General features: G+C 43.5%; 5 protein-coding genes, 3 rRNA genes and 1 other annotated feature. Of the genes, 2 read left to right on the forward strand and 6 right to left on the reverse strand.

The window, feature by feature from the left end; all coding sequences use genetic code 11:
* Positions 1–11: 11 nt before the first annotated feature.
* Entirely contained in the window at positions 12–767 is a 756-nt protein-coding gene (locus ACKXGF_RS10595; RefSeq protein WP_411953694.1) for an exodeoxyribonuclease III, read from the forward strand.
* 1,150 nt (positions 768–1,917) lie between these two features.
* Here ACKXGF_RS10595 and rrf read toward each other — a convergent pair.
* The 4 genes from rrf to leuS all read right to left on the reverse strand — a co-directional run bounded on the left by rrf (position 1,918) and on the right by leuS (position 9,796).
* Positions 1,918–2,033: ribosomal RNA gene (gene rrf / locus ACKXGF_RS10600) — 5S ribosomal RNA — on the reverse strand.
* Positions 2,034–2,195: 162 nt separating this feature from the next.
* Positions 2,196–5,125: ribosomal RNA gene (locus tag ACKXGF_RS10605) — 23S ribosomal RNA — on the reverse strand.
* A 172-nt stretch (positions 5,126–5,297) separates the two neighbouring features.
* A 16S ribosomal RNA gene (locus ACKXGF_RS10610) occupies positions 5,298–6,862 on the reverse strand.
* The 16S, 23S and 5S rRNA genes sit together here, the layout of an rRNA operon.
* 519 nt (positions 6,863–7,381) lie before the next feature.
* Complete coding sequence (gene leuS, locus ACKXGF_RS10615; protein WP_411953695.1) at positions 7,382–9,796, reverse strand: leucine--tRNA ligase; 2,415 nt, start codon at positions 9,794–9,796, stop codon at positions 7,382–7,384.
* 122 nt (positions 9,797–9,918) lie between these two features.
* Positions 9,919–10,131 (reverse strand) — a binding site (T-box leader).
* A 196-nt stretch (positions 10,132–10,327) separates the two neighbouring features.
* On the opposite strand from leuS, the gene ACKXGF_RS10620 reads away from it, so the two are divergent.
* The gene (locus ACKXGF_RS10620; protein WP_411953696.1) at positions 10,328–10,891 is read left to right on the forward strand and encodes a class I SAM-dependent methyltransferase; all 564 of its coding nucleotides are present in this window, start codon (positions 10,328–10,330) and stop codon (positions 10,889–10,891) included.
* 30 nt (positions 10,892–10,921) lie between these two features.
* Here the strand turns inward: ACKXGF_RS10620 and ACKXGF_RS10625 are convergent, their stop codons facing one another.
* Together ACKXGF_RS10625 and ACKXGF_RS10630 are read right to left on the reverse strand one after the other, a co-directional pair.
* A complete protein-coding gene (locus ACKXGF_RS10625) occupies positions 10,922–11,992 on the reverse strand; it encodes a tetraprenyl-beta-curcumene synthase family protein (protein ID WP_411953697.1) in 1,071 nt (356 codons plus the stop codon).
* A gap of 4 nt (positions 11,993–11,996) precedes the next feature.
* Positions 11,997–12,794 (reverse strand): lysophospholipase, encoded by a 798-nt coding sequence (locus ACKXGF_RS10630; RefSeq protein WP_411953698.1) that lies wholly within the window; start codon positions 12,792–12,794, stop codon positions 11,997–11,999.
* Positions 12,795–12,866: the final 72 nt, after the last annotated feature.

Consider the following 12,866-nt stretch of genomic DNA (forward strand, 5'->3'; position numbering starts at 1 on the left):
GAGAAATACAAATGAAAATCATATCATGGAATGTCAACGGCTTAAGAGCTGCTGTCAGAAAAGGATTCTTAGATTATATCGAATCTGAGGTTCCAGACATCGTTGCTGTACAAGAAATCAAATTACAATCAGGACAAATTGAATTACCACTAGATGATTACGAATGTTATTGGAACTATGCAGAACGTAAAGGGTACTCGGGCACAGCCATTTTCACTAAACACACACCCATTCGCTCATTTAATGGTGATTTTCATCCAGCAGCCGATTCGGAAGGGCGTGTTCTAGGATTAGAATTTGAAAACGTTTATTTAATCAATGTCTATACACCGAACTCTAAACGATCATTAGAGCGTTTATCAGAACGGCTTGAATGGGAAGATGCTTTCTTGCATTATGTCCAACAACTTAATGAGATAAAACCCGTAATTATTTGTGGTGATTTAAATGTCGCTCATCAACCACTAGATGTGAAAAATGACCGATCAAATATTGGGAACTCTGGTTTTACAGACGAAGAACGTAGCAAGATGACACGCTTACTTCATAATGGGTTTACCGATGTATTAAGACATTACTATCCAGAGCGCGATGATCTATTTACCTGGTGGTCTTATATGAAAACCGTGAGAGAACGTAATATTGGCTGGAGAATCGATTATTTTCTCATATCTGACTCCATTGTTGACCTATTAAAACATTTTCAAGTCGATGACCACATATACGGTAGTGATCATTGTCCGATACAAATGATAATCGACGTTTAGATTATTTAGGGAGCTGTTAAAATGATTTTGCATAAAGAATGTAAAAGAGATTAATCAGCCTATTTTATATCTCGTTGGTGAGGGAAACGAAAGGGAAACTCGCGGCGCTTGGTTATATCCTAAACAAAAAGATGATGTTCACACTTCAATTATCCCGTTTGCTTCACATTTAGTTTATTTAGAACAACCTGACTTATATTCTAAGACCTTACACACATATTAACAATTAATCTACGATCCTTTATGCTATATTAAAGTTTACTGATGATATAAAGTAAAAAAATCATAACTTCCAAAAATGCGGAAGTTATGATTAGTCATCATGTTTTATTCTGTAAACGAAATGTTTCTTTAACATGAGATATACTATTGTTCATTTAATCCTTGTATGTAATACATAAGAAGTCCACTAAACATTCCACCCACTGCAAACCCTAATAAATAGGGGGAGTATGAGGTTAATTCAATGGGTATACCCTTGAAATAATCTATGACTATTAAAAGACTAGTCGTCAATATTGGAAATAATATAATCCAAGACAACATTATTTTCACAAGTTTAGACACACTATCCACCCTTTCCCGTTTTAAACTATACTTCTCCTTTAATTGAATAAGGATCAGAGTTTATACAGCAAATTGAGTTAATCTTAGTGTATCATATGTTTCTAAATTCTGTAATAAACTTCTTCTAATAGTCAACACACTTATCGAGACTTCACTTCTATGGTGTCAGACACTTTATCTAACCATGACCGATTTTAATAGAACCACCCTTCAAGAAAATATCGACCTTACTCAATGTAGATCTTAAATTAATGAGTTCAACAAATAACCAATGAACATAAGAATAAAAAAACTCAACAGCATGAGCGTGTTTAAAATAACTAACCATTTATTTTTAGCTAATCCTGAAAATAAAATACCAATAGGGGCTATTACAAAAGTGAGTAACCACCAAGGACTAGCAACTTGAAAAAATATATTAGGCACCCACAACACTGCACAAGATATGATACATATAATACCTATCCTATTGAGCCTCTTTTCTTTCACCATATGTAATCACTCACTCTACTCATTACTAATTACAATTCAATACCTTTATATACAAAAAGAACATCGTAATACTACGATGTTCTTTTAAGTTGCCCGGCGACGTCCTACTCTCGCAGGGGAAGAACCCCAACTACCATCGGCGCTAGAGAGCTTAACTGCTGTGTTCGGCATGGGAACAGGTGTGACCTCTCTGCCATAATCACCGGACAAATAATTATGTACCAACTTCATGGCGACATGTTTAATTATATTCACCTTCGAAGAAAATTTCAAGGTTAAAATGAAATTTAATTCCTCTTAAAAAGGGTACAAGTACCCTCAAAACTAGATAAGATGATACCGTGCAACGTCGACCAGGCGTCTTAACCGTTAGTTAAGTCCTCGATCGATTAGTATCCGTCAGCTCCACGTGTCACCACGCTTCCACCTCGGACCTATCAACCTCATCGTCTCTGAGGGATCTTACTTGCTCGAGGCAATGGGAAATCTCATCTTGAGGGGGGCTTCATGCTTAGATGCTTTCAGCACTTATCCCGACCACACGTAGCTACCCAGCAGTGCTCCTGGTGGAACAACTGGTACACCAGCGGTGTGTCCATCCCGGTCCTCTCGTACTAAGGACAGCTCCTCTCAAATTTCCAACGCCCACGACAGATAGGGACCGAACTGTCTCACGACGTTCTGAACCCAGCTCGCGTACCGCTTTAATGGGCGAACAGCCCAACCCTTGGGACCGACTACAGCCCCAGGATGCGATGAGCCGACATCGAGGTGCCAAACCTCCCCGTCGATGTGGACTCTTGGGGGAGATAAGCCTGTTATCCCCGGGGTAGCTTTTATCCGTTGAGCGACGGCCCTTCCATGCGGAACCGCCGGATCACTAAGCCCGACTTTCGTCCCTGCTCGACTTGTAAGTCTCGCAGTCAAGCTCCCTTCTGCCTTTACACTCTGCGAATGATTTCCAACCATTCTGAGGGAACCTTTGGGCGCCTCCGTTACTCTTTGGGAGGCGACCGCCCCAGTCAAACTGCCCACCTGACACTGTCTCCGAACCGGATCACGGCTCGGGGTTAGAATGTCCGTACAGCCAGGGTGGTATCCCACCGGCGCCTCCGCCGAAGCTTGCGCTCCGGCATCTTAGGCTCCCACCTATCCTGTACAAGCTGTACCAACATTCAATATCAGGCTACAGTAAAGCTCCACGGGGTCTTTCCGTCTTGTCGCGGGTAATGCGCATTTTCACGCATAGTATAATTTCACCGGGTCTCTCGTTGAGACAGTGCCCAAGTCGTTGCACCTTTCGTGCGGGTCGGAACTTACCCGACAAGGAATTTCGCTACCTTAGGACCGTTATAGTTACGGCCGCCGTTTACTGGGGCTTCGGTTCAACGCTTTGTCCCGAAGGACGAACGCATCCCCTTAACCTTCCAGCACCGGGCAGGTGTCAGCCCCTATACTTCGCCTTACGGCTTCGCAGAGACCTGTGTTTTTGATAAACAGTCGCTTGGGCCTTTTCACTGCGGCTCCCTAGGCCGTAGCCTAGATGAGCACCCCTTCTCCCGAGGTTACGGGGTCATTTTGCCGAGTTCCTTAACGAGAGTTCTCCCGATCACCTTAGGATACTCTCCTCGCCTACCTGTGTCGGTTTGCGGTACGGGCACCTCTTTCCTCACTAGAGGCTTTTCTAGGCAGTGTGAAATCCGGGACTTCGGTACTTATGTTCCCTCCCCATCACAGATCATGCGTCCGATGGACGGATTTGCCTATCCATCACACTCTCTGCTTGGGCGTGCACATCCGGTGGCACGCTTCCCTTATCCTCCTGCGTCTCCCCGTCGTTCGAACGGAAAGGAGGTGGTACAGGAATTTCAACCTGTTGGCCATCGCCTACGCCTTTCGGCCTCGGCTTAGGTCCCGACTTACCCTGAGCGGACGAGCCTTCCTCAGGAAACCTTAGGCTTACGGTGAAGAAGATTCTCACTTCTTTTTCGCTACTCATACCGGCATTCTCACTTCTAAGCGCTCCACCAGTCCTCACGGTCTGACTTCTAAGCCCTTAGAACGCTCTCCTACCATTGTCCTACGGACAATCCGCAGCTTCGGTGATGTGTTTAGCCCCGGTGAATTTTCGGCGCAACGTCACTCGACCAGTGAGCTATTACGCACTCTTTAAATGATAGCTGCTTCTAAGCTAACATCCTGGTTGTCTGAGCAACGTCACATCCTTTCCCACTTAACACATACTTAGGGACCTTAGCTGGCGGTCTGGGCTGTTTCCCTTTCGACTATGAACCTTATCACCCATAGTCTGACTCCCAACGGTAAGTCATTGGCATTCGGAGTTTGACTGAATTCGGTAACCCGATAGGGGCCCCTAGTCCAATCAGTGCTCTACCTCCAAGACTCGCTACGTTGAGGCTAGCCCTAAAGCTATTTCGGAGAGAACCAGCTATCTCTGTGTTCGATTGGCATTTCACCGCTACCCACACCTCATCCCCGCATTTTTCAACATACGTGGGTTCGGGCCTCCAGTCAGTGTTACCTGACCTTCACCCTGGACATGGGTAGATCACACAGTTTCGGGTCTACGATGACGAACTGATGCGCCCTGTTCAGACTCGCTTTCGCTGCGGCTCCAGATCTGCTCTTTAACCTTGCTCGTCCTCGTAACTCGCCGGTTCATTCTACAAAAGGCACGCCGTCACCCATTAACGGGCTTCGACTACTTGTAGGCACACGGTTTCAGGTTCTATTTCACTCCCCTTCCGGGGTGCTTTTCACCTTTCCCTCACGGTACTGGTTCACTATCGGTCACTAGGGAGTATTTAGCCTTGGGAGATGGTCCTCCCGGATTCCGACGGAATAACACGTGTTCCGTCGTACTCAGGATCCACGCCGGAGGATACACCGTTTCGATTACCGGGCTTTTACCGTCTCTGGCGAACCGTTCCAGGTTGCTTCATCTACCGTGTATCTTGATCACTCCATTTGGCGTGTCCTACAACCCCAAGACGCATGCGCCTTGGTTTGGGCTGTTTCCGTTTCGCTCGCCGCTACTCAGGAAATCGCAGTTGCTTTCTCTTCCTTCAGGTACTGAGATGTTTCAGTTCCCTGAGTTGTCTTCCATGACCTATGTATTCAGCCATGGATACGACCCCATTACGGGTCGTGGGTTTCCCCATTCGGACATCCCCGGGTCGACGCTTACTTACTGCTCGCCGAGGCATATCGGTGTTTGTCCCGTCCTTCTTCGACTCCTAGTGCCAAGGCATCCACCGTGCGCCCTTGTTCACTTAACTAACTCTTAACTTCATGGCGAACCATCAAGTTATGCGTGAAAAGACGCTTGTGTCTTTACTTGCTTTCGATGCTTTGGTATCTCATCTTATCTAGTTTTCAAGGTACTTTTCAAAGGATCATCGATCCTTCAAAACTAAACAAAATAGCACTGTCGCCTCCTATATTCCTTAGAAAGGAGGTGATCCAGCCGCACCTTCCGATACGGCTACCTTGTTACGACTTCACCCCAATCATTGGCCCCACCTTCGGCGGCTGGCTCCGTGAAGGTTACCCCACCGACTTCGGGTGTTGCCAACTCTCGTGGTGTGACGGGCGGTGTGTACAAGGCCTGGGAACGTATTCACCGCGGCATTCTGATCCGCGATTACTAGCGATTCCGGCTTCATGCAGGCGAGTTGCAGCCTACAATCCGAACTGAGAATGGCTTTATGGGATTAGCTCGACCTCGCGGTTTGGCTTCCCTTTGTACCATCCATTGTAGCACGTGTGTAGCCCAGGTCATAAGGGGCATGATGATTTGACGTCATCCCCGCCTTCCTCCGGTTTGTCACCGGCAGTCATCCTAGAGTGCCCAACTGAATGCTGGCAACTAAGATCAGGGGTTGCGCTCGTTACGGGACTTAACCCAACATCTCACGACACGAGCTGACGACAACCATGCACCACCTGTCATTCGGTCCCCGAAGGGAAGACCCAATCTCTTGGGCTGTCCGAAGATGTCAAGACCTGGTAAGGTTCTTCGCGTTGCGTCGAATTAAACCACATGCTCCACCGCTTGTGCAGGCCCCCGTCAATTCCTTTGAGTTTCAGCCTTGCGGCCGTACTCCCCAGGCGGAGTGCTTATTGCGTTAACTGCAGCACTAAGGGTTGGACCCCCTAACACCTAGCACTCAACGTTTACGGCATGGACTACCAGGGTATCTAATCCTGTTCGCTACCCATGCTTTCGCGCCTCAGCGTCAGTTACAGACCAGAGAGCCGCCTTCGCCACTGGTGTTCCTCCACATATCTACGCATTTCACCGCTACACGTGGAATTCCGCTCTCCTCTTCTGTCCTCAAGTTCCCCAGTTTCCAATGGCCCTCCACAGTTGAGCTGTGGCCTTTCACATCAGACTTAAGGAACCGCCTGCGCGCGCTTTACGCCCAATAATTCCGGACAACGCTTGCCCCCTACGTATTACCGCGGCTGCTGGCACGTAGTTAGCCGGGGCTTTCTGGTGAGGTACCGTCAAGGTGCCGCCCTATTCGAACGGCACTTGTTCTTCCCTCACAACAGAGCTTTACGATCCGAAGACCTTCATCGCTCACGCGGCGTTGCACCGTCAGACTTGCGTCCATTGCGGATGATTCCCTACTGCTGCCTCCCGTAGGAGTCTGGGCCGTGTCTCAGTCCCAGTGTGGCCGATCACCCTCTCAGGTCGGCTACGCATCGTCGCCTTGGTGAGCCGTTACCTCACCAACTAACTAATGCGCCGCGGGCCCATCTGTGAGTGATAGCTAGAAGCCATCTTTGATCATCGAACCATGCGGTTCGATGCGTTATCCGGTATTAGCCCCGGTTTCCCGGAGTTATCCCCGTCTCACAGGTAGGTTGCCCACGTGTTACTCACCCGTCCGCCGCTCGTTCCACGAGCGTCCACCCCGAAGGGCTTCAGCTCGCTTCCCGCGCTCGACTTGCATGTATTAGGCACGCCGCCAGCGTTCGTCCTGAGCCAGGATCAAACTCTCCAATTAAAGTGTTTGATTTGGCTTATTGTTTCTTAATTTCGTCTCCGCTTTCTTCCTATTAACAAATAAGAAGAAAAACGAATTGACGACAGGCTATTTTGTTTAGTTTTCAAGGTTCGATGTGTGTCGCGTTCGGAAGCGACAATGACTAATATACCAAGTTGAAAACCGGAAGTCAACAACTTTTTATTAATCTTTTTAATCGATTGTTTAAATCGATTTTGCTCTCAAAGCGACATCCATTAATATAACAAGTTATCACAATTAATGTCAATAACTTATTTGAAACAAATTGTTGAGACTCAAAATTTATATAGTCTATATAAATTTGTGATAATCTCTAATAATGTGTATCAATCATTATATAATAGCTAACTAAGAATGTCAATAAGACTGTCTCTTAAACATTTTTAGTTAAGTCGTCCTTTAAAAACGACAAAACCGAGTATAACTTGATAATTATGCTTCGTCAAGAACAAAATAACCCTTAAGTCGATTAATCAACTTAAGGGTTTAAAACTCTATTTAATTAGCCACGATATTGACCAGTTTGCCAGGAACTGCAATGACTTTACGCACCGTTTTTCCGTCGATCCATTCCTTAATCGTTTCATCATTTAAGGCAATCTCTTGTAGTTCATCTTCTGTTGCATCTTTAGGAACTTCTGCTTTTGATCTTACTTTGCCCATCACTTGAAGGACAATTTCGACTGTATCTTCAACTAGTTTGGCTTCATCATAAGTTGGCCAAGACTGATACGTAATAGTTCCATCATATCCTAGAACTGACCAAAGTTCTTCACCTAAATGCGGGGCAATTGGCGTAATCAGTTTCACGAAACCTTCTGCATAGTCACGTGGTACATATTCTGCTTTATAACATTCATTAATGAAAACCATCATTTGTGATATAGCTGTATTGAAGCGTAATTCTTCAAAGTACTCCGTTACGTTCTTCACTGTTTCATGATAGACTTTATCGAGTTCTTGATTTGCTTCTTCTTTCACATTGGTCGAAAGATTACCGTTTTCGTCAGCCATTAATCGCCAAACACGGTCTAAGAAACGACGCGCCCCTTCTAAGCCATTGGTGCTCCAGGCAACTGATGCATCTAATGGTCCCATAAACATTTCATATAAACGCAGGGTATCAGCACCATGAGAATTAATAATATCATCAGGGTTAATGACATTCCCCTTAGACTTACTCATCTTCTCGTTACCTTCACCAAGAATCATGCCTTGGTTAAATAACTTTTGGAAAGGTTCTTTCGTTGGTACAACATCTAGATCATATAATACCTTGTGCCAGAAACGTGCATATAATAGGTGAAGAACGGCGTGTTCAGCTCCTCCAATATATATATCGACTGGAAGCCATTTCTTCAGTTTCTCTGGGTCTGCTAGCATTTCATCGTTACTAGGATCAATATAACGTAGATAGTACCAACAGCTACCTGCCCATTGTGGCATTGTATTGGTTTCGATACGGCCTTTCATACCTGTTTCTGGATCAGTAACATTTACCCATTCTTGGATATTAGCAAGTGGTGATTCTCCTGTACCAGACGGCTTAATTTCACTTGTCTTTGGAAGCTCTAATGGAAGTTTTTCTTCATCAACAGCTGACATCGAACCATCTTCCCAATGGATAATCGGAATTGGTTCACCCCAATAACGTTGACGACTAAACAACCAATCACGCAGACGATACGTTGTTTGACGTTTACCATATCCGTTTGCTTCTAGCCATTCGATTGCTTTTTCAATTGCTTCGTTTGTATATAAATCATTCAAGAAGTCTGAATTAACATGTGGGCCATCTTCTACATAAGCCTCTTGATCAATATCCCCTCCTGAAACAACCTCTACAATTGGTAAATCAAATGCTGTCGCAAATTCATAATCACGCTCGTCATGTGCCGGAACTGCCATAATCGCACCAGTTCCATAAGACATTAACACGTAATCTGCGATCCAAATTGGCATTTGCTGACCACTTACTGGATTAATGGCATATGCTCCAGTGAATACACCTGTTTTTTCTTTTGCTAAGTCAGTACGCTCTAGTTCACTCTTCTTCCCAACCTCTTCTATATAAGCATCAACTTTCCCACGCTGTTCAGTTGTTGTAATATCATCAACTAATGGATGCTCAGGTGAGAATACAGCATATGTTGCTCCGAAAATCGTATCGGGTCTAGTCGTAAACGCCTGAAATTGGTGGTCAGAACCTTCGATACTAAATGTAATTTCAGCACCTTCTGACTTTCCAATCCAGTTGCGTTGCATATCTTTTAAGCTTTCTGGCCAATCAAGTTCATCTAAGTCTTCTAGTAAACGATCAGCGTATTCGGTAATTTTAAGCATCCACTGACGCATTGGCTTACGAATGACAGGATGCCCGCCGCGCTCACTAACACCATCAATAACTTCTTCATTAGCTAGAACAGTTCCTAGCGCTGGGCACCAGTTAACTGGCACTTCATCAATATAAGCTAGACCTTGTTCGTATAATTTAACAAAAATCCACTGTGTCCATTTGTAGTAATCTGGATCTGTTGTATTAATTTCACGATCCCAATCATACGAGAAACCAAGTGATTTAATTTGGCGCTTAAAGATCTCAATATTTTGTTGTGTAAAAACAGACGGATCATTCCCTGTATCAATCGCATATTGTTCTGCGGGTAAACCAAAAGCATCCCAACCCATTGGATGTAGCACTTCATACCCTTGCATGCGCTTTATTCGTGAAACAATATCTGTCGCTGTATAGCCTTCTGGGTGACCAACATGAAGCCCTGCTCCTGATGGATAAGGGAACATATCGAGTGCGTAAAATTTAGGCTTCGATGATTCAGTGTTGGTTTTAAACGTTTTGTTTTCTTCCCAAAAGCGTTGCCATTTTTGTTCAATTTGACGATGATTAAATGCCATTGACTAGCTCCTCCTTGTTTATAATCGTTTGTATCTCGGCTTTGAACCTTTCCTAAAGACAGCTCTTAACCAAAATGGATGATTCTAATCGTGTAAACAATAAAAAACTCCCGCCCCATATACAATGGGACGAGAGATTACCCGTGGTACCACCCAAATTAGTCACCTTAAGATGACTCACTCGAGTTCCTTAACGCGGAAACACGTCACACACTATCATTTAATTCATGTGTGAAACTAAAAGGCGAGTTCAGTTTCGACATAAACAACTTTCACCAACCGTTGCCTCTCTATATATGTCAATTAACTTACTACTCCTTCATGATCGTTTGCTTATAAAATTAATATTAGTTCAATCATAGTTTACTCAAGCATATGCTAATTGTCAAGTGAGTGTTCGGACTTTCTTCTCAAGCTTCTATTTTAAAACATTACCATTACACTTTTCATCCATTTGTTATTCATTTTCCTTACAATCCTTCTACCATGTTATGATGAATATTGTTTACTAATGAAGATAGGAGAGAAATCATGAAACAAATCATCCCCTTCGCACACCAATGGCTCAGTGACTCAGTAAAAGCAGGCGATATTGTTGTCGATGCCACACTAGGTAACGGGCATGATAGCGTCGCGTTAAGTCAAGAAGTTGGATCTAGCGGTCATGTTTATAGCTTTGACATACAACAATCAGCTATCGATCATGCACAGTCTCTGATCAATCAAAACGATATTAACAATATTACATCCGTTAAATTAGGGCATGAGCAGGCAAAGGACTACATAATGGATAAAGGTATCTCATCAATCGGTGGGGTTATCTTCAACTTAGGTTTTTTACCAGGTGGTGATGAATCCATCACGACACAAGCAGACTCAACGATACAAGCCATTGATGGTTTATTTGAACTATTGATGCCTCATCGGATGATCGTGATCGTCATATATCCTGGGCATGACTCCGGACGAATTGAAAAAGATTTATTAATCCAACACCTGCAAAAGCAGCCTGCTGCCAAAATGGATGTTGCTATGTACCACATGGTTAATCGAAGTAATAACGCACCCTTTGTCGTTGGAATTTATAAAAAATAACGCTTTTAGCGATTAGTCTAAAAGCGTTATTCATGAATTGATTTTTCGTAATTTTTTGAATCGACGGTAAGTACGACCGTTAAAATAAACCACTTTAGCGCGCCACCCCGCTTCACTCAATAAAGATTTTGCCACTTCCTTTTGCTCTTTAGTTTCAAGCATTTTGTGGTCAGATAGATATAAGCCTACCAATCCATCAACTATTAATTGGTGAAACGTTTGATCAGGGATACCATGCAAATCTTTTTTAGCATTTTGAATAAACTGTTTTAACCGATTATGGCGCTCATGCTCGTCCTGATAATACCAAACAAAATTTAAGTCACCTTCCACTTCGTCTTCACGCTGATCAATTAAGTAATCTAATAAAATATGTAACCCTTGCATGGATGGAAATAATGCCTCTCTCATCATATGGGCACGGTTTTGACCTGCTAAACCATATGACACGATACAAAAAACGCCTAACGTAGACCCAGTAGCCGCCGAAAATTCATACCAACTTAAATCAGGATCAGCGTTTTCGTTTTCATACCACATCGTTAACCGAGAGACACGCTCTTCATGCGTGACATGTTTATGTACTTGTAAATCTACATAAAGCGAAGCTAATCGTTCAATATCAGATTGAATCACATTGTAGTGATTTATTTGTGTAATGACCGTTTGGCATTCTGCAATGAGGTCCTTTAGATAACCATCATCATCTTGATCCTCTCGGTATTGATAGTAATTTTTCTTATCATAATCTGAGTTGAACCGAATGGCATCCAATTGTGCTTCGTGTAATTGGCGAAAATCTTCAGGATCAAGGGATAAACTACGATCGCATAAATTATCTAAATAATCACTGATTGTTTGATAAGCCACTATAAAACGAACTGCATCACGCCAAGAACCTCCCGCTAAACTAGCGTAAATCGAACCACCTTCACAATGGAAAGTCTTAGCCTCTATACTAGCAAGCGCCTGTGTTCTTAACTCCTCATTTGGTATACTTTCAGCTTTTTTCCGCCAATAGGCTAATTGACGATTTACTTCTGGGAACAGGTTTCGATAAGACACGTTTAGCACCTGCCACAACGAAGTCGGTGTTTTCATGACGTTACGAACCCTCCTGATCTCTAGGTAATAAGGCATCCGTGAAATCCTTGGCAACTTTAAATACTTCATCTCTTTCTGGCTCATTAAAGACCTCATGATACAAGTCTGGCCAAAAAATATATTTTTTATCTTGTACAGCTAGTTTATTATAAAACTTCTCAACATCTGATACCGAGACAAGCTTATCTTCTCCAGCTTGCATGAATAAAGTTGGTAGATCAGGATAATATCTAATTTGATTAAAGGCTTGATCAATACCACGTTCGAATTCATGGAACCACCGTACAGAAACTTTATGTAAAAAAAGCGGATCGGATTCATCTCTTATATGAAAAGCTTCGTTTCTTGTTGCGAGTTGTGGCTTAACATTCGTTTTAAACCGAATGGATGGCATGATTTTATCAAGCAACTTTGAAAGGTGATAAACTGGTTTATGCGGAACCGTCTGCAAACCAAGCCCCGGAGAAGATAATATAACTCCTGTCACAGATTCTTTCGTTTCTTCCAAAGTACGAATCACGATTAAACCACCCATGCTATGACCGAGTAAATAAACGGGTAATTCAAAGTACTTCGCTTCATCTAGCCACTTTTGTACGGTCTTAATATATTCGTCGAATGAATCGACATGACCACGTTTACCTTTTGATTCACCATGACCCGGTAAATCACCTATAATCACATGATAACCGGCTTCATTCCACTGACTAATCTGCCATTCATAACGACCAGAATGCTCGAACGCTCCATGTACAATCACAATGACAGCTTTTCCTTCCCGACTTTTATGAATGACCATGTGATGACCTCCCAAAATTTCCGAAATATTTGATATAATTATCTTACCATAAATTGCGATTAGGAGGACAAA

The organism is Alkalibacillus sp. S2W, from assembly GCF_046764385.1.
GTDB lineage: Bacteria > Bacillota > Bacilli > Bacillales > Alkalibacillaceae > Alkalibacillus > Alkalibacillus almallahensis.

Excerpts from the sequence above, each read along its gene's own strand:
- ACKXGF_RS10630 (WP_411953698.1), bottom strand. The coding sequence starts at position 12,794 with ATGGTCATTCATAAAAGTCGGGAAGGAAAAGCTGTCATTGTGATTGTA.
- ACKXGF_RS10625 (WP_411953697.1), bottom strand. The coding sequence starts at position 11,992 with ATGAAAACACCGACTTCGTTGTGGCAGGTGCTAAACGTGTCTTATCGA.
- leuS (WP_411953695.1), bottom strand. The coding sequence starts at position 9,796 with ATGGCATTTAATCATCGTCAAATTGAACAAAAATGGCAACGCTTTTGG.
- ACKXGF_RS10620 (WP_411953696.1), top strand. The coding sequence starts at position 10,328 with ATGAAACAAATCATCCCCTTCGCACACCAATGGCTCAGTGACTCAGTA.
- ACKXGF_RS10595 (WP_411953694.1), top strand. The coding sequence starts at position 12 with ATGAAAATCATATCATGGAATGTCAACGGCTTAAGAGCTGCTGTCAGA.